The following is an 18,526-nucleotide window of genomic DNA, read 5'->3' on the forward strand; positions in this document are numbered from 1 at the left end:
ATGATGCCATTTCTGATTATAAAAGCGGAATTATTTATAAATAATATTCCGGTAAAACTTATTGCTTTTATATCCGCTTTCATCTGACCATTATTTTATTTAATAATAAATACATGCCACTTTCCCGGGCGGATATTTTATTATCTTAAAATAAGATCTCTGTTTTTATGAAAACGACCAGATAAATAAACAGGAATTAATCATGAAAAAAACACTTGCTGCATTTATTGCTGCCTCATGTGCTGTTACTGCGTTTACAGCACACAGTGAGGCAAATAATACCGTTCGTTTTATCGGTGAAGTCGCGAATCAGACATGCTCACTCGATATTAACGGTACAGATAAAAGTCCGGTTGTATTATTACCGACAGTCCCTGTAAAAGATTTTAAAAATACCGTCGGTACGACTACCGGCGACACTGAATTTACGATCAATATCAGCGGATGTACTGCAACCACTGAACAGAATATGGAAAAAACACTGAGTATCGCATTTGTCGGTAACTCCGTAACCACCGCCAAAAACCTGGGTAATACCGGTGATGCTGATGGTGTTTCAATTCAGTTAGTGGACAATAACGCTGTGAATCTTGAATTCACGCCGGGTGACTTAATTAAGTCATCACAAAAAATTAATATTGCTTCTGATGGTTCTGTTGCGCCTGTTAATTTTGTTGCCCGTTACTATGCTGAAAAAAGCGCAGTAACCGCAGGCAGCGTTATCGCCAGCGCACAATACGCCATTACCTATAAATAATAAATTCCTGCCGGTATAAATAAAATAATAAACGGCACGTTATCCGCCGTCAGATACGTGCCGCTGTAAGGTTATACAATGAAAAAATATTCATTATTTATTATATTAAGCCTTCTCACTGCGTTTCATGCTACTGCCAGTGTCACGATGCTGGGAAACCGGATTATTTACAATGAAAACAGCCGGGATAAAACGCTGGTATTTTCAAATGACAATGATACACCGTCATTGGTTCAGATCTGGACAGATATTAATAATCCAAAATCATCACCGGATAATGCCGATGGCCCGTTTGTCGCCGTACCGGCTATTTTTAATATTGCTGACAGCAGTAAGCAAAATGTCAAACTGACCTATACCGGCGGTAAATTACCTGATGATCGTGAGAGTGTATTTTACTTTAATTATCTGAGTATTCCTTCCGTCAAAAAAGAAGATGCCGAAAAAAATAAATTGATGATCGTCGTTACTAACCGTATGAAATTATTTTACCGCCCGGCAAAAATCGGGAATGACGCCGGTGACGTGATCAACAAACTTGAATTCCGCCGCCAGGGCAGCACGCTTGATGTCCGCAACCCGACACCTTTTTATGCCAGCGTTTCCTCTGCCGCATTATCTGCCGGAAATAAACAAGGGCAGATTGATAATACCTCAATGATAGCCCCCTTTTCCTCAGCGCAATGGGCCTTACCTGCCGGTTATCAGAGCGGGAACGTCACCCTGACCCTGGGTGTTATTAATGACTATGGTGCCGAAAAAACGCGCTCAGTTACCCTGAACTGATAACGACAGGCACGATAATAATATGAAAAACATTATCCCCTTTTTTGCCCGTAACAGAATAACGCTGATACTTCTGAGCTGTTGCCTCAGTGGTATAAGTACCGCGCGGGCAGAAGATAATGACGATTATTATTTTGACCCGTCACTGATACGCGGGAACACCCTGACCAACAGTGCCCTGCAGACATTTAATACCCGTAATGCCGTTCCGCCCGGTGTGTATAAAGTTGATCTTCTGATCAATGACCAGTTTATTGCACAGATACCCGTCACATTTAAAGACGATCAGGACGGGAAAATCTCGGCTTGTCTGACACCGGAACAAATCCGTTTAACCGGACTGAAAGAGGAACCCGCACTTTCCGGGGATACCGAATGTTATTTCCCGGCAGCGATCGGGAAAAATATCACCAGCCGCTTTAATAATGCAGAACTGAAACTGAACCTGACAATCCCGCAGGCCATGCTTTCCGGTAACCGGCAGAAACGGATCCCGCAGGAAAGTCTGGACAGCGGCGAAACCATGTTATTCGCCAACTATAACGCCAACCAGTATCACGTCAGTTATACCGACAGCCGCACCCGTGACATGAATTCCACCTACCTGAGCCTGAATGGCGGATTTAATCTGGGATTATGGAGTTTCCGTCAGGAAAGCCAGTATAACTGGTCTGACAGCACCGGCGGAAAATGGAACACCAGCCGCCGTTATATCCAGCGCGCGCTTTATGAGATCGGCAGTAAATTATTAATCGGCGAAGGCTTCACCTCCGGTAATTTTTTATCCGGTATGGGATTTAAAGGTGTCAGTCTGAGTACCGATGAGCGGATGCTGCCGAATAATGAACGCGGATATGCCCCCCGTATTCAGGGGATCGCCAACAGTAACGCCAAAGTCACTGTCTGGCAGGGAAATCAGCAGATTTATTCTGTCACCGTTGCTCCCGGCCCGTTTGAAATAAACGATCTGTATTCCACAAACTACGCCGGTGACCTGCGGGTGGAAGTGACAGAGGCGGATGGCAGCGTAAACAGTTTTATTGTGCCCTTTTCCGCGGTACCGGAGTCCGTCCGGCCCGGCAGCACAAAATACTCGGTGACAGCAGGGAAAACCCGGTTTACCGGCAGTAATGACAATTTCAGCGAAGTAGTGATTCAGCACGGCCTGACAAACCAGGTCACCCTGAATGCGGCCGGTCAGGTGGCGAAAGGCTATCAGGCCATACTTCTGGGTGGCGTGCATACCAACCGTTTCGGGGCGTTCAGCATTAACGCCACACTGTCCAATGCAAAATTACCCGGCACCACCGAAACCGGCTGGCGTTTTCATGCCTCCTACAGCAAGACATTTCAGCCGACAGATACCTCGGTCACCCTGTCCAGCTATCATTATTCCACCAATGGTTTCCGGACTCTGAATGACAAACTGAGCGCGGATTATTTCGCCGGGGACACGGTATCAGAGACAGACTTCCGTATTCTGCGCCAGCGTTCCCGTTTTGATATCACCCTGAGCCAGAATCTTAACCAGTACGGAAATCTGGGATTGTCCGCATCACGGGAAAATTACCATAATTCCGGCGAAAAAAATGACCAGCTGCAACTCTCCTGGAGCAAAATTTTTGATAACCGGGTGGCGGTCAATCTTTCTGTTGCCAGGATGACCAACGCCTCAGCGGCTGACGGTTTGCAGCCGGACAGCAGTGTGCGCAGCGGGAAAAGTCAGAATTTCGTCTCCCTCGGGATCAGTATGCCGCTGGGGGAACAGCGCTATTCGCCGAATATTTCATTCTCGGCTAATCACACTCAGGGACGGAATGATTATCAGACTAACCTTTCCGGCCTGACCGGAACAGAATCCCAGCCGATCAGTTACGGACTGAGCTATATTTCAGATGACCGGCTGAGTCAGGGAACAATCTCCGGCTCTCTGCAGACTCAACTGCCGGTGACCAATCTGCGCGTCAGTGCCGCCAAAGCGCCGGACTACCGGCAGGCGTCCGCCGGTGCTCAGGGATCGCTGGTCTTACACCGCGGCGGACTTACCGCCGGGCCTTATCTCAGTGATACCTTTGCCATTGTCGAGGCAAAAGGCGCTCAGGGGGCGAAAGTGGTCAGTGGCGGAACCGTCAGCAGTAGCGGCTATGCGCTGGTGCCGTCTCTGATCCCGTATCAGTACAACGCTGTGATGCTGAGCAGCGAAGGGATTGATACGCAGGCTGAAATCAGCCGTCCGGAACAGAAAGTCGCGCCCTACAGTGGTGCGATGCTGCGGATAAAATATGATACGAATGCCGGTCAGCCGGTGTTAATCACTCTGCTGTATGCCGGCGGAAAAGCCATTCCGATGGGCAGCCAGGTACTGAATGAAAATGATCAGGTACTCGGGATGACCGGCCAGGCTAATCAGCTCTATTTCCGGGCCGATAAACCGGAAGGAAAACTGCGGATTGTATGGGGTGATGGTCCCGGCAATACCTGCAGTACCACTTACCGGCTGCCGGATGATAAACCGGTGCCTCTGGTTTCAATGGCACTGCCGTGTCAGTAACTGCGGAAACTCTTTTATGACCAGAATAATCAAAACGTTACTTATTTCCTTCATCACATTAACGGCATTTTACAGTGTCAGTGCGGATGCCAGATGTGTGCGGATCACTAAAAAACAGACTGGCGCGGATGTCTCCGGGCTGGGCACCGGGCTGGGTAATATCAATATGACCAGCACGTACCTCCAGCCGGTCGGAACGGTTCTCGCTTCTTCGGTCACCAGCTGGACACAATCCCCGTTATTTCCCGATCCGGATGAAGTACTGTACGAGTGTGACGCCGCAGATAAAGGCAGTATCTTTGAATTATTCGCCACCAATGGTGATGATCGTCACGGCGGATTTTTTGATATCGGCAAAACCGATGGTTATGAAAACTATTACGCCACATGGTTTCCGTATACTGCCATCCGTTTTACCCATATGAATTCCGGTCAGGTATTTACCCGCTACTGGCAGAGAACCCCGATCACCACCTATGCAACCACCGCAAACGGAAAAATTCAGATCCGCGTGCGGGATATCAGTGCCCTGAAAGTGGATTTAATCAAAGTCAGCACACTTCCGCCCCGCTCCGGCGCGGCCAGTGCATACTGCGGCAGCGGCATGGCACCAACAACCGGTACCTCCACTTACCGCTGCACCCAGCCGAACGCCTATGTCATTTTCGAGGGACCGACCGGCTATGTCTATCCGAAAGAAGGCACTGATTCCGCCTATCATTATGAGGGATTTAATTATGTCTGGTGGATGTCAATCGGGATGAACGGCTCACCGGTTTCCTCGTATTCCCATAATGCCACCTGTGCCGCCCGCAATGTCACGCCGCTGGTGCAGCTGCCGCGCATTTCCGCCGGGCAGCTTAATGCCGGGCAGACCGTCAGCAGCGCCTTTGATATCACCGTGGAGTGCGATAATGCCGTGGTGTCCGGCGTGGGTACAGCCCAGACATCCGTCGGATTACAGACATCACAGGAAGCTTACAGCAAAGCACAACAGCTCGGGCTGGTGAACAGCGCCGGTGGTGTGGAATATTTACTGTCCGATGGTTATGGTACAGTACCGTCCGTGGCAACCGGTACCGGGATCCGGCTCAGTAATGCCGTCACCGGACAACAGATGCCGTTTGTCGGCTGGAACGGATGCAACGGTTCCACGCCGTGTTCGGCGAATACCGCCAATCAGGCCGGATGGTTTCCGGTACTGTCCGGCGCGTCATCCGCCGGTTCATCCGCCACAGGCTACACCAGTTATCTGATCCGGCTGACCGCAACGCTGACCCGCCTGCCGGGGCAACAGGCACAGCCCGGTAATGTCGATGCCAAAGCCTATGTGCTGATTAAAGTTCAGTAACGGAGCAACATGAAACGATACTCTTCTGTTCCCTGTCGTGCCCTGATTCTGGCGGCACTGCTGCTGTTCACCACTTCTGCGGCGGTCGCCGGTATGCTGGCATCATCAACCCGGGTGATTTTTCAGGAAGGCCAGGCGCGGAAAACCCTGCTGCTCGCCAATACCAATGATTATCCGGTACTGGTTCAGGTCTGGGTGGATAACGGCGAAAACAGCGGCGTTCCGGGAGAGGACAAATACCCGTTTGTGGCACTTCCGGCCATTTTTACCGCCGATCCGCAGTCACGCAGCAACCTTGAAATAATTTATAACGGCACGCCGCTGCCGTCTGATCGTGAATCCGTCTTCTGGCTGAATTTATATGAAAATCCGGCTGTTAAAACAGCGGACAGTGATAAAAATAAAGTGCTGATGGCAATGAATACTCAGATGAAGATTTTTTATCGTCCCGCCGGATTAACCGCCCCGCTGCGCAAGCGGCTTGAAACACTCACCTTCTCTTACCGGGAGGCAGATGGCAGGATCGCGGTCACTGCCCGCAACCCGTCACCTTATTATTTGTCATTATCCTCGCTGTCACTGACGGACGGGAACCGGCGCTACCCGGCAACCGCCATGCCGGACATGATGATTGCCCCGTTCGGGGAAAAAACCTATCTCATCGATGGCGCTTCCGGCATCACAGCAGGAACATATAAAACTGAAGCGGTGTTTATTGATGATAACGGACAATCGCTGACACTATCCCGTGAACGATAGCTATGCGGTATGAATGGCAGCAATAATACATCTTTCGCTGATAAGTGATTATGAGTAGTATGTAAGAGCACTTAATAGTGCTGACTTTGTAAGCCGGACAGACGGCAGAAGGATTCTGCCGTCTGTCCTTTTACGGATATTGCGGGTCACACAATATTAATTATTCACATCAACAACCACACGACCGCGGATTTCGCCGTTCAGCAAACTGTGCGCTGCCGGAATGGCTTCATTTAACGGGATCACCCGGCTGATGGTTTCCAGCTGTGCCGGATCAGTCAGTTCAGCCAGCTGTTTCCATGCCGCCACACGATCTGCCTGCGGACGCATCACACTGTCAATACCGATCAGGCTCACACCTCTGAGGATAAATGGTGCAACAGTCCCGTTAAAATCCATACCCTGTGCCAGGCCGCAGGCCGCCACAACACCGCCATACTGAGTACCGGCACAGACACCGGCCAGTGTGTGGCTGCCCACACTGTCAATCGCCGCCGCCCAGCGCTCTTTGGTCAGCGGTTTGCCCGGCACAGATAACTCATTGCGATCCATAATTTCAGATGCCCCCAGCGTATCAATCAGATACGCAGTATCGGCAGTACGGCCTGTGGAAGCGATAACCTCAAAACCTAATTTTGACAGCAGAGAAACCGCGAAGCTGCCCACGCCGCCGCTGGCTCCGGTCACCAGTACTTTACCGGATTCTTTGGTGATCCCCTGTTTCAGCAGGGCCTGAACCGCCAGCATTGCCGTATAACCGGCGGTACCGATCATCATCGCCTGCTTTGTACTCATCCCTGCAGGTAACGGCGTCAGCCAGCTGTCTTTCACTTTTGCTACCTGAGACAGTCCGCCCCAGTATTTTTCACCGACACTCCAGCCGTTGAGCAGTACTTTGTCACCCGCTTTATAATGCTCAGAGCTGCTTTCGGTCACGGTACCGGCAAAATCAATGCCCGGGATCATCGGGAAACTGCGCACAACCGGGCTTTTACCGGTAATTGCCAGGCCATCTTTATAGTTCAGCGTGGAGTAGTCAATCTGCACAGTCACATTGTGATCCGGCAGCTGTGATTCATCGAGCTGAGCCAGCTTTGCGGTATAGCCGTCAGTATTTTCAATCAGAATGCAGTTAAACATGGTGTTATCCTTTTATGAATATAGACCAGTTGTCTGGTTAATTGTAAAAAAATTTATTAAATACACACCGGGATGTTAACAACGGCGATATTTAATAAATTATTCTGTAACACTATCTCAGTCTTTATCCGCCCGTATTTGTGCCATAAAAACCGTGATAAACAGATCCAGCGGCTCACTGTTGCGGGTCAGTTTGGCACGCATTACCGCCCCTTCCCAGCCCATCCAGAAAAAAGCCGCCATTTGCCTGCAATCTGTTTTACCGGAAATAAGCTGCTGTTTCTGTGCCTCCAGAAGGCAGATTTCCACTTTCTTCTGCCAGCCGGTAATAATTTCATCGAGTATTTCACAATACCCCGCCGGCAGGCTGGCCACTTCCTGACCGAGATTCCCCACCAGACAGCCGCGCTGCCAGTGGTATTTTTCCATCCCGGCTTTGGCGGTCAGATAAAATGCCCGCAGTCTTTCCGGCGGCGGCAGCGTGGTATCAGACAAACATTTATCCAGCAGGCGGGAAAAATAGCCGTCATAATTACGCATGATTTCCAGACCAAACTGCTCTTTACTGTCAAAGTAATAGTAAAAAGAGCCCTTCGGCACACCGACTTTTTTCAGGATCCCGTTAATATCCGAGGTCATATACCCTTTTTCGGTAAACATCTCCATACCGCTGCGGATCAGCATTTTTTTTACATCCGCACCCGCATCATGATTTTTCGGCGGTCGTCCCCGTTTCGGTTTAGTGATTACTGATGTCATTGCGTCTTTACCTCTGTCATGCGGAATAATATAGACCGGTTGTCTGGTAAATGCCATGTCTTTTTTATGCCGTGATTGACCGGTACTTATTTCTGTAATGAGGTTCCGCGATCTGAGCCCCCGGGCTGGCTTATCTGTCATCCCTTCCGTTTGTTGCGATAACCACAACGGTACAACGCTCAAACGTGAGCGTTGTTATTTATTGATGTTTACTTGCCTTACCGTTTGATTCCTCACCTGAAGAATTGTGCTCCAGCTCTTTGGCAAGAAAGTAGTTTAAGAACGTTCTGATTACGGCGATAATTGCCAGCTTAATGAGGCTGTCTAAATCAGGGTCAACGGTAGTAAGCAAAATATCCGCTGCAAGCTGAAATTCCAGAGCCATTGCCAGCCAGTTACCGAAATAAAAACGAGCAACTCTGCCATTTTTTACCGTAATTAAAATATACAGCGTTTTAACAAGCCCTGTCGCGACGCAAATGACGGATATCGCTTCAAGAAAAAGCTGCAGATAGCTAACACCTGAGATTAACAGCTCACGTAAAAAAATCAGATCCCACATTGCGTACCCCTTAAATGCATTTTAACGCACTGATATAATAAATATTCATTTAGCCCATAACAACGCAGCACGATGAATGAATCTGCGTTTATTGTGTTTCATCTGTCTGCTGCAACACAAGCTCTGTTTAATTAAACAGGGATTTTTCTTCTTAACGCAATAATGGTTACGGTTTTTTAAGATTTACTATTTGTATTAGCCACTATTCAGCCCGCTTTTACGGGCTTCTTAAAGTGTCCGAAAACGCCCATGTAAGGCGTCTTCGGTATGATCTTATTATCAGCGGGTATTAAAACCCGTTATTTTACCTGTCACAAAGTGATAAATTTTTTACATAGGTGGTGGGTGACATCCACGAAATCTTCCCGCATGTTTCATATCCATTATCGAGAAGATAGATAAGATGGGCTGAGTCACAAAAAAGATAAAGACACCCATTAAAACACCCGTACTTTTATTTTTGATAGTGCCCGGACGGCTAACTATTTGTTTTTAAAAGCCCATGAAACATGGGCAAATAAAAGTGGTACAATGTTGTAGTGATACGGTAATTCTGTTTTTTATGTCGGCATGTTAATTAAAATGTTTCCCAATCATCCTCGTCATTATTTTTCAGTTTTTTTATATCGGGCTGCTGTAGCGGTACCACGGTACTGCTTTTAACGTTACTCTTCACTTCTCCTGCCTGTATGTGAAAAACAGATACCGCCTGAGTCAGTCTGCCAGCCTGCTCTTCCAGTGACGCAGCTGCCGCTGCTGACTGCTCAACTAACGCGGCATTCTGCTGGGTCACCCGGTCCATTTCTGTCACCGCCACACCAATCTGGTCAATCCCGCGGCTTTGTTCATCCGAGGCGGACGCTATCTCACTCATAATATCGGTGACGCGGGTGACGGCGCTGACAATTTCATTCATCGTCTCACCGGCGCGCTCAACCAGTATCGCACCGGTATCGACTCTGCCGACCGAATCTTCGATCAGGGTTTTGATTTCCCGGGCGGCCTGCGCACTGCGCTGGGCCAGATTACGCACTTCACCGGCGACAACCGCAAACCCGCGGCCCTGTTCACCGGCACGGGCAGCTTCCACGGCGGCATTCAGCGCCAGAATGTTGGTCTGGAAGGCGATACCGTCAATCACACTGATGATATCGGCGATTTTCTTCGAGCTGTCGCCGATACCACGCATGGTCTCCACAACATCATCCACCACTTTCCCGCCACGTTCTGCGGTCTCGGAGGCAGTCAGCGCCAGATGACTGGCCTGACGAGCATTATCGGCATTCTGACGCACGGTGGCGGTCAGTTCCTCCATACTGGCGGCGGTTTCTTCAAGAGACGCAGCCTGTTGCTCGGTCCGTGAAGAAAGGTCGTTATTACCGGCCGAGATCTCACTGGCACCGCTGTAAATGGCATTGGCACCATCACGGACATCACCGACGGTGACCGCCAGTTCATGCTGCATATGGCACAATGTTTCCGCGAGTATCATTATTTCATTAGCACCTGAAATAGTAATATTTTTTGACAGATTTCCTTTGGCTATATCCTGAATATTATCAACAACATTATTCAATGGAGAAATAATGACTTTTTTAATGTAAACCCAAGAAAGTATGATTAATAATAATGACGTTAAAATGATAGCCATGGATATATATATTGTTTTGTTGTAGTCATCATATGAATCCTGAATGGTTTTTTCATATGAATTTATATATCCATCCTGGTATACATCATAGCTTCTGTCAAAATCCCGGGCGATAGACGTTAAGTTATTCTCACTAAATGCAGTAACGTCATTCCCCTTTAAAAGTTTAATAGAATTATTTAATTCATCCCGGTATTTATTAAATGATTCATTTAATTTTATCAGGTCATTGCTACTTATAAATTCAGCGGGCTGCTCAATAAATGAGCTCCAGATTTCCCCGGATTTATCTATTTCCTTTACTGCAGCACTTAAACTATCCGAAGGCGCGCCACCTTTACCTGAGGAAATTTCATTTGCTGCCTTTTGAATAAAGTACCCGGCTTTTCGTAACCTATATATAACATCATCTGCATCTGCTGCATTTTTTGTATTGATACTATCAGCAATGTCGCTTGAGTGATTTTTTTCTGCATAAGTAATCGTCAGAGAGATACTTACTATCTGAATTACGAAGAACAATAACAAGATAAAAAGAAAAGACGCGGATATTTTAATTCGATTAAACATGGGGAGATATTCTTTGTTGGTATTACATGATGCAATAATTTTACCATGAATATGTTATTTTCATGTATCAATAACAACTCATTTTCGTTTCATTATTATCGGGTTATTGTTTCTTTTTTGTTATTGAGACTCGCAATTTGTCTGTTTGTGAGTAAGTTGATGATGAACACTGACGTCGTCGTCTCTTTCAGAGGAAAACGAAAGGCGGGACTTTTTTGGGATGGTCTGAACCTGTTTATGAGGATTAAGTCAGGAGTGAAAAATAAAAAGACTAACCACACCCGTTACTTAACCCGTTTTCTGGCGGGTTTTCTTTCCGGGACATATAACTTATTGTTTTATATGGTACGCCCTACAGGATTCGAACCTGTGACCTACGGCTTAGAAGGCCGTTGCTCTATCCAGCTGAGCTAAGGGCGCGCTGAGGAAAAAAACAGCGGGTTAACTGCTTGATGCACCGTGGATTATACGGCTGAAGCGCGGCGAGTCAATCAGAAAATCAGTTATCTTCGTCAGTGACTTTCTGACACCTTAATAAAACATAACTGACAGACGGAAAATGTTCTGACAGAATAGTGCCCATCTTTTATCTGTTTTATGGATTTTTACACGATGTCAGCAAAAATTATAGACGGGAAAACGATTGCGTCGACCATCCGGGCCGAAGTTGCCGCAAAAGTTCAGCAGCGGATTGCTAACGGAAAACGGGCTCCCGGTCTCGCCGTCATCCTGGTCGGTGAGAACCCCGCATCTCAGATTTATGTCGCCAGCAAACGCCGTTCCTGTGAAGAAGTCGGATTTATTTCACGCTCTTATGACCTCCCCGATACCACCAGCGAAGCCGAACTCCTCCATCTCATTGATGAACTGAATAATGATAATACTATCGACGGGATCCTCGTTCAGCTTCCGCTGCCTGCCGGTATTGATAATGTCAAAGTCATTGAGCGTATTCATCCGGATAAAGACGTCGACGGTTTTCATCCTTATAATATCGGCCGCCTGTGCCAGCGTGCGCCGAATCTGCGCCCCTGCACACCACGCGGTATTGTCACGCTGCTTGAGCGCTGCAATATCAATACGTTTGGTCTGAATGCGGTGATTGTCGGTGCATCCAATATTGTCGGCCGTCCGATGAGTCTGGAACTGCTGCTGGCCGGTTGTACCACAACGGTCACTCACCGTTTTACCACCAATCTGCGTCACCATGTTGAACATGCGGATCTGCTGATTGTGGCGGTCGGGAAACCCGGCTTTATTCCGGGTGAGTGGATCAAACCCGGCGCGATTGTGATTGATGTCGGTATTAACCGCCTGGAAAACGGCAAAGTGGTCGGTGATGTGAATTTTGCCGAAGCGGCTGAACGCGCGGAGTGGATAACCCCGGTACCGGGCGGCGTCGGGCCGATGACCGTTGCCACACTGATTCAGAATACCTTACAGGCCTGCGAAGAATTTCACGATAAGGACGAATAACCATGGATATTTTTAATCTCGACGGGCACCCGCATGTCGAACTGTGTGATCTGCTCAAAATTCAGGGCTGGGCCGACAGCGGTGCTGCCGCCAAACAATTTATCGCTGATGGTCAGGTGACTGTTGACGGTGAAACAGAAACCCGCAAGCGCTGCAAAATTACCGCCGGTAAAGTGGTGGAATTTGCCGGTCAGCAGGTAAAAGTGGCTGAATAATCGTAATCTGCGAATAAACCAGAGCACTGCCTCTGGTTTTTTTATCCGTATAATAAGAGCCGCAAAAAATGAAAACACAAAAATTTCAGCCGGTGCAGATTGCCCTGCACTGGTTTATTTTCCTGCTTGTGATTGTCGTTTATGTCAGCGCCCTGTTACGGGATAACGCTGACGAACCACTGAGAAGTATGTTGTCCGGGCTGCATTACAGTTGCGGAATTGCCGTCGGTATACTGATGATTGTCCGGCTGGCGGTCAGAATAAAGCACCGCGCACCGGCTATTATTCCCAAACCGTCACCGATGATAACCGGCTTATCCCATCTGGTGCATCTGATAATCTTTGTGATATTCATTCTGTTACCGGTACTCGGTTTCAGTATTAAATATCTGAATGGTTATGACTGGTCATTATTCGGTATTCCGATGCCGGTCTCCGCCGCACCGGATGAAGATCTCGCGTACAGCATACAGAATATTCATGAGATCATTGCCAATACCGGTTATTTTATTATCGGCCTGCATGCTGCTGCCGCACTGGCACATCACTACTTCTGGAAAGATAATACCCTGCTGCGCATGATGCCGCGCAAACGGGACTGATTATCAGCCGCTGAATAACAAAACGCCCGGCAATGATGACCGGGCGTTTTTAATACGGAAAAACGGTATTTATATTCGCTGTTAACGGTATTTTTTGTGGTATTCACCACGGGTGGCTTTCAATTGTTCAGCCATGGCTTTCGCTTCCGGAATTTTACCTTCTTCCGTCAGTTTCAGTGCTTCATCAATTTGTCCGGTCAGAACATCATAACCGTGATGGTAATCCTTCACTTCTGCGCTGTCCGCCGCTTTACCTTTCAGTTTTGCCGGTAACTCGCCTTTGGCACTCTGTGCCGCAGCACGCATGTCGGTCAGTGCAGTTTTCAGCGCTGCCGCGTCATCTGTTTTTTCAACGATCTGCAGATTCGCGTTCAGCGTTTTCATATTATCTGACAATCCGGCGGCAGATGCCGTCATGGTGCCGAATGCACAGACAGATGCCACCAGCATAGCTAACATATTTTTACTCATCAGATGCTTCCTTTATTTTTAATATAAAAGTACGACAAAGACATCACACAATAAAGCAGGTGCTGTAACAGAATAGCGGATAACCGGCTGTTGTGCCTGCCCGGTAAAAATAAAGTGATATAAAAAAGCCCGGCAGTGAATAATGCCGGGCTTTTCAGTCAGAATGTAATCATGATTACTTACGGCGCCAGGTGGTACCCTGCGGGCCATCTTCCAGCACAATACCCATATCGGTTAAAGCATCACGGGCTGCATCTGCCAGCGCCCACGCTTTTGAGGCGCGGGCATCATTGCGCTGTTTGATCAGTGCTTCAATTTTCGCTGCATCTTCATCACTTTCGCTCTGTGCTCCGCTTTGCAGGAACTGCTCCGGATCCTGAGTCAGCAGCCCCAGCACACCCGCCAGCTGGCGAAGCTGTGCCGCCAGGCCGTTTGCTGCGGTCATATCTTCCTGTTTCAGACGGTTCAGTTCACGCGCCATATCAAACAGTACAGAATACGCTTCCGGCGTGTTGAAATCATCATCCATCGCATCGCGGAAACGGTTTGCGAATTCCTCATTCACCACGACTGCCGCGTCTTTATCTGTGCCGCGCAGTGCGGTATAGAAACGTTCCAGTGCAGTACGCGCCTGTTTCAGGTTCTCTTCCGTGTAGTTGAGCTGGCTGCGGTAATGTGCGGACAGCAGGAAGTAACGCACCGTTTCCGGGTCGTAATAACCCAGCACGTCACGGATGGTGAAGAAGTTATTGAGGGATTTTGACATCTTCTCTTTATCGACCATCACCATCCCGGAGTGCATCCAGTAATTGACATACGGGCCGTCGTGGGCACAGGTGGACTGCGCAATTTCGTTTTCATGATGCGGGAACATCAGGTCAGAACCGCCGCCGTGAATATCAAAATGCGTGCCCAGCTGTTTGCTGTTCATCGCGGAACACTCGATATGCCAGCCCGGACGGCCTGCGCCCCATGGTGATTCCCAGGACGGCTCACCCGGTTTGGACATTTTCCACAGCACGAAATCCATCGGGTTGCGTTTCACATCCGCCACCTCGACACGGGCACCGGCCTGAAGCTGTTCCAAATCCTGACGTGACAGCAGGCCGTATTCAGGATCGCTGCTGATATCAAACATCACATCCCCGTTATCCGCCACATAGGCATGACCGCGATCGAGCAATAACTGCGTGATCTCAATAATCTCTTTGATATGATGTGTGGCGCGCGGCTCTGAATCCGGGCGCATCAGGTTCATGGCATCGAAATCGCGGTGCATCTCTGCCACCATGCGATCCACCAGCTGATCACAGGTTTCGTTATTTTCATTCGCCCGTCTGATGATTTTGTCGTCCACATCCGTGATGTTGCGGATATAGTTCACTTCATACCCGGCGTGACGCAGATAGCGCACGATGGTGTCAAACGCGACAAATGTCCGCCCGTGTCCGATATGACACAGGTCGTAAACAGTGATACCACACACGTACATCCCGATTTTACCGGGGTTAATGGGCTTAAATTCCTCTTTTTGTCTTGATAAGGTGTTATAAATTTTCAGCATAGGACTATTCCATTAAAAGTCTGTACGTGTTGATGGTGACTTCTGTTAATTAATTGATAATAAATACTTTATTTTTTATATCTGTCTGCGGGGATCATAATCTGAGACAGGTCAGGTTATTGAAACGCGAATACCCTGCAAATGCAAGAAAGACCCTGTAAAACCCGGTGATTATAACAAATACTGACGCAGATTAGTGAGTATGATATAACACACCCCGGAGATAAAAACGGCAGATTATTGCCTTTAAAATATAAGCAGCAGGAAATTATTATGGTAACTTTTCATACAAATCATGGTGATATCGTCATTAAGACGTTCGCGGACAAAGCACCGGAAACGGTCGCAAACTTCCTGAAATATTGTGAAGACGGTTTCTACAATAACACCATTTTCCATCGTGTTATCAATGATTTCATGGTCCAGGGCGGCGGTTTTGAACCGGGCATGAAGCAGAAACCGACTCTCGGTATGATCAAAAACGAAGCCAACAACGGTCTGAAAAACAACCGCGGCACCCTGGCGATGGCCCGTACCAACGATCCGCATTCCGCCACTGCACAGTTTTTCATCAACGTGGTTGATAACGACTACCTGAACTTCCGTTCAGAAACACCAAGTGGCTGGGGCTACTGCGTGTTTGCTGAAGTGGTTGACGGTATGGATGTTGTGGACAAAATCAAAGCGGTCAAAACCGGCAACAGCGGTATGCACCAGGATGTGCCGCGCGAAGATGTCATCATCGAAAGCGTGACTGTTTCTGAGTAAGTATGACCACGCTTATTATTGCAGATTTGCATTTAAATGAGCAGGAGCCGGCGATCACCGCCGGCTTTCTTCGTTTTCTGCGGGAACAGGCGGTTCATGCCTCACAGCTCTATATTCTCGGTGATTTTTTTGATTACTGGATTGGTGATGATGACCCGAACCCGCTGCATAAAACCGTGGCTGATGCGCTGAAATCCCTCAGTGACAGCGGCGTGAAGATCTTCTTTATCTGCGGTAACCGTGACTTTCTGCTGGGCAAACGCTATGCCCGTCAGTGCGGAATGACCCTGCTGCCGGACACACAGGTGATTGAAGCCGAAGGGCATCAGATCCTGATCCTGCACGGTGATACCCTCTGCACGGATGACACAGACTACCAGCACTACCGCCGGCGTGTTCACACGCCGTGGATCCAGCGCCTGTTTCTGTGGCTGCCGTTGTCGCTGCGCCTGAAAATCGCGAAAAAAATGCGCGCAGGCAGTCAGTCTGCCAATCAGCGCAAAAGCGAAGCGATTATGGATGTGAATCAGAACGAAGTGATGAACGCATTCCGTCAGTACCGGACCCGCTGGATGATCCACGGTCACACCCACCGTCCTGCGGTTCATGATGTTTCCGCTGACGGCGAAACGCATTTTCGCGGTGTCCTCGGCGCGTGGCACTCACAGGGTTCTGCCTTTAAAATCACCCCGGACAGCATTTCACTGATCTTCTTTCCGTTCTGAGCCGTTATCTCCCCGTATTTGTGAAAAATCCGTGACGCAAACGTTTTCCTTCGTGATTTACCGTGATATTATGCCCGTCTTCTTAACCGGCTCACTGCCGGACGTCTGTCAATTTTCGTGACGCGGGATGTACAGGAGCACCGAAAACATGAACGCCGCCTCTTCGCAACAACACTCACCGGCAGCCAAAGTGGCTATTGTTATGGGATCCAAAAGTGACTGGAGCACCATGGAGCACGCCGCTGCGATCCTCGATATGCTTCAGGTGCCTTATCACACAGAAGTGGTTTCCGCGCACCGCACGCCGGACAAACTGTTTTCTTTCGCTGAAACCGCAAAACAGAACGGGTTTGATGTGATCATTGCCGGTGCCGGTGGTGCTGCACATCTGCCGGGAATGCTGGCGGCGAAAACCCTCGTGCCGGTACTGGGTGTGCCGGTACAGAGCGCCGCGCTCAGCGGTGTTGACAGTCTCTATTCCATTGTGCAGATGCCGAAAGGCATTCCGGTCGGCACGCTGGCCATCGGCAAAGCCGGTGCCGCCAATGCCGCCCTGCTCGCCGCACAGATCCTCGCCCTGCATGATGAGGCTCTGCTGACCCGCCTGACAGACTGGCGTAATGCACAGACTGATGATGTCCTCAGCCACCCGGATCCGCGGGAGGCCAACTGATGAAGCCGGTGTGTGTTCTGGGAAACGGTCAGCTGGGCCGGATGCTGCGCCAGGCCGGTGAGCCGCTGGGTATTTCGGTTTATCCGGTCGGGTTGGATGCCGAACCGGAAGCCGTTCCTTATCAGCACAGTGTGATCACCGCTGAAATCGAGCAGTGGCCGCAGACCGCGCTGACACAGGTGCTGGAGCAGCATCCCGCCTTTATCAACCGCGATATCTTTCCGCGTCTGGCCGACCGCCTGCCGCAGAAACAGCTGATGGACACTCTGCATCTCGCCACCTCACCGTGGCAGCCGCTGTCGTCTCCTGATGAATGGCCGGACATTTTTACCCGTCTCGGGGACTTTGTCATCGTCAAACGCCGTACCGGCGGCTATGACGGACGCGGTCAATGGCGGGTGCGTCCCGGTGATGAAGCTTCTCTGCCGCCGGAAATTTACGGCGAATGTATTGCCGAGAAAGGTATTCTGTTTTCCGGTGAAGTGTCGCTGGTCGGCGCCCGTAACCGCGCCGGGGAATGTGTGTTTTATCCGCTGACCCATAACCATCACGAAGAAGGTATTCTGCGCATGAGCGTGGCCTTCCCGCCGGCACAAAACCCGCTTCAGGCACAGGCTGAGCAGATGCTGGGGGCGATCCTCACTGAGCTGGATTATACCGGTGTGATGGCAATGGAGTGTTTTGTCACAGAAGGCGGCCTGCTGATTAACGAACTGGCACCGCGTGTGCATAACAGCGGTCACTGGACACAAAACGGTGCGTCTGTCAGTCAGTTTGAGCTGCATCTGCGGGCGATTCTGGATCTGCCGCTGCCGCAGCCGGTTGTCACCGCCCCGGCGGTAATGGTGAATATTATCGGCACGGAACTGAATACACAGTGGCTGGCACAACCGCTGGCGCATCTGCACTGGTATGATAAAGAGGTGCGCCCGGCGCGTAAGGTCGGCCACATTAACCTGACGCATCCCGATCCGGCGCAGCTTATCGCCGCACTCGGCGGGCTGGCACAGGATTTACCGGCGGAATATCAGTCCTCTGCGGACTGGGCAAAAACAATATTAAGCTGGTAGTCGGTACGGTTTCCGGCGACAATAGTCCCATTCTGATGCCCGGTGTTCAGCCGGGCATGTTGCTTTTTACGCTGTT

The 18,526-nt window shown here is 49.4% G+C and carries 18 protein-coding genes, 1 tRNA gene and 2 pseudogenes; 12 read left to right on the top strand and 9 right to left on the bottom strand.

All coding sequences use genetic code 11. The features are described from left to right. Positions 1-202 precede the first annotated feature (202 nt). The 5 genes from ACF8OF_RS09520 to ACF8OF_RS09540 all read left to right on the top strand — a co-directional run bounded on the left by ACF8OF_RS09520 (position 203) and on the right by ACF8OF_RS09540 (position 6,204). Positions 203-757 (top strand): fimbrial protein, encoded by a 555-nt coding sequence (locus tag ACF8OF_RS09520; protein WP_262861677.1) that lies wholly within the window; start codon positions 203-205, stop codon positions 755-757. A gap of 78 nt (positions 758-835) precedes the next feature. After that, positions 836-1,543 carry a molecular chaperone gene (locus ACF8OF_RS09525; protein ID WP_392496432.1) on the top strand — a complete coding sequence of 236 codons (708 nt, stop codon included), beginning with the start codon at positions 836-838 and terminating at the stop codon, positions 1,541-1,543. A gap of 22 nt (positions 1,544-1,565) precedes the next feature. Further along, entirely contained in the window at positions 1,566-4,094 is a 2,529-nt protein-coding gene (locus ACF8OF_RS09530) for a fimbria/pilus outer membrane usher protein (RefSeq protein ID WP_392496434.1), read from the top strand. A gap of 16 nt (positions 4,095-4,110) precedes the next feature. Next, positions 4,111-5,445: a fimbrial protein gene (locus ACF8OF_RS09535; RefSeq protein WP_392496435.1), complete on the top strand. Its 1,335-nt coding sequence runs from the start codon at positions 4,111-4,113 to the stop codon at positions 5,443-5,445. Positions 5,446-5,454: 9 nt separating this feature from the next. Then, positions 5,455-6,204: a molecular chaperone gene (locus ACF8OF_RS09540; RefSeq protein ID WP_392496436.1), complete on the top strand. Its 750-nt coding sequence runs from the start codon at positions 5,455-5,457 to the stop codon at positions 6,202-6,204. Positions 6,205-6,360: 156 nt separating this feature from the next. On the opposite strand, the gene ACF8OF_RS09545 is transcribed toward ACF8OF_RS09540, so the two are convergent. From ACF8OF_RS09545 to ACF8OF_RS09575, 7 genes and pseudogenes are all read right to left on the bottom strand, one after another. After that, positions 6,361-7,344, bottom strand: coding sequence for an MDR family oxidoreductase (locus ACF8OF_RS09545; RefSeq protein WP_025151648.1), 984 nt, complete (start codon positions 7,342-7,344; stop codon positions 6,361-6,363). Positions 7,345-7,461: 117 nt separating this feature from the next. Then, a complete protein-coding gene (locus ACF8OF_RS09550; RefSeq protein ID WP_262863958.1) occupies positions 7,462-8,160 on the bottom strand; it encodes a TetR/AcrR family transcriptional regulator in 699 nt (232 codons plus the stop codon). A gap of 142 nt (positions 8,161-8,302) precedes the next feature. Beyond that, positions 8,303-8,665: a DUF1622 domain-containing protein gene (locus ACF8OF_RS09555; protein WP_262883202.1), complete on the bottom strand. Its 363-nt coding sequence runs from the start codon at positions 8,663-8,665 to the stop codon at positions 8,303-8,305. 304 nt (positions 8,666-8,969) lie between these two features. Next, complete coding sequence (locus ACF8OF_RS09560; RefSeq protein ID WP_392496616.1) at positions 8,970-9,065, bottom strand: DUF1240 domain-containing protein; 96 nt, start codon at positions 9,063-9,065, stop codon at positions 8,970-8,972. Between the two features lie 284 nt (positions 9,066-9,349). Next, positions 9,350-10,220: pseudogene (locus ACF8OF_RS09565) on the bottom strand (methyl-accepting chemotaxis protein); the annotation flags it as partial. A 180-nt stretch (positions 10,221-10,400) separates the two neighbouring features. Further along, a pseudogene (locus ACF8OF_RS09570) lies at positions 10,401-10,886 on the bottom strand (Tar ligand binding domain-containing protein); the annotation flags it as partial. 343 nt (positions 10,887-11,229) lie between these two features. After that, a tRNA-Arg gene (locus ACF8OF_RS09575) sits at positions 11,230-11,306 on the bottom strand. A 192-nt stretch (positions 11,307-11,498) separates the two neighbouring features. On the opposite strand from ACF8OF_RS09575, the gene folD reads away from it, so the two are divergent. The 3 genes from folD to cybB all read left to right on the top strand — a co-directional run bounded on the left by folD (position 11,499) and on the right by cybB (position 13,179). After that, positions 11,499-12,362, top strand: coding sequence for a bifunctional methylenetetrahydrofolate dehydrogenase/methenyltetrahydrofolate cyclohydrolase FolD (gene folD / locus ACF8OF_RS09580; RefSeq protein ID WP_025151667.1), 864 nt, complete (start codon positions 11,499-11,501; stop codon positions 12,360-12,362). Positions 12,363-12,364: 2 nt separating this feature from the next. Next, the gene (gene ybcJ / locus ACF8OF_RS09585) at positions 12,365-12,577 is read left to right on the top strand and encodes a ribosome-associated protein YbcJ (RefSeq protein ID WP_186724879.1); all 213 of its coding nucleotides are present in this window, start codon (positions 12,365-12,367) and stop codon (positions 12,575-12,577) included. 68 nt (positions 12,578-12,645) lie between these two features. Next, positions 12,646-13,179 carry a cytochrome b561 gene (gene cybB / locus ACF8OF_RS09590; protein ID WP_045138014.1) on the top strand — a complete coding sequence of 178 codons (534 nt, stop codon included), beginning with the start codon at positions 12,646-12,648 and terminating at the stop codon, positions 13,177-13,179. A gap of 81 nt (positions 13,180-13,260) precedes the next feature. Here the strand turns inward: cybB and cybC are convergent, their stop codons facing one another. Both cybC and cysS read right to left on the bottom strand, forming a co-directional pair. After that, entirely contained in the window at positions 13,261-13,650 is a 390-nt protein-coding gene (cybC, locus tag ACF8OF_RS09595) for a cytochrome b562 (RefSeq protein ID WP_279798869.1), read from the bottom strand. A gap of 175 nt (positions 13,651-13,825) precedes the next feature. After that, positions 13,826-15,214: a cysteine--tRNA ligase gene (gene cysS, locus ACF8OF_RS09600; protein WP_262861579.1), complete on the bottom strand. Its 1,389-nt coding sequence runs from the start codon at positions 15,212-15,214 to the stop codon at positions 13,826-13,828. A gap of 273 nt (positions 15,215-15,487) precedes the next feature. Here cysS and ppiB point away from each other — a divergent pair, with 273 nt between their 5' ends. The 4 genes from ppiB (at position 15,488) to purK (ending at position 18,450) form a co-directional block, all read left to right on the top strand. Next, positions 15,488-15,982 carry a peptidylprolyl isomerase B gene (ppiB, locus tag ACF8OF_RS09605; protein WP_262861580.1) on the top strand — a complete coding sequence of 165 codons (495 nt, stop codon included), beginning with the start codon at positions 15,488-15,490 and terminating at the stop codon, positions 15,980-15,982. Between the two features lie 2 nt (positions 15,983-15,984). Next, a complete protein-coding gene (locus ACF8OF_RS09610) occupies positions 15,985-16,707 on the top strand; it encodes a UDP-2,3-diacylglucosamine diphosphatase (RefSeq protein WP_279798865.1) in 723 nt (240 codons plus the stop codon). Positions 16,708-16,855: 148 nt separating this feature from the next. After that, positions 16,856-17,380: a 5-(carboxyamino)imidazole ribonucleotide mutase gene (gene purE, locus ACF8OF_RS09615; protein ID WP_108656327.1), complete on the top strand. Its 525-nt coding sequence runs from the start codon at positions 16,856-16,858 to the stop codon at positions 17,378-17,380. Further along, positions 17,380-18,450, top strand: a complete 1,071-nt coding sequence (gene purK / locus ACF8OF_RS09620; RefSeq protein ID WP_392496441.1) for a 5-(carboxyamino)imidazole ribonucleotide synthase — start codon at positions 17,380-17,382, stop codon at positions 18,448-18,450. Before purE ends, purK begins: the two co-directional genes overlap by 1 nt. Positions 18,451-18,526: the final 76 nt, after the last annotated feature.

This window comes from Morganella sp. TYF_1, from assembly GCF_043105645.1.
GTDB lineage: Bacteria > Pseudomonadota > Gammaproteobacteria > Enterobacterales > Enterobacteriaceae > Morganella > Morganella morganii_B.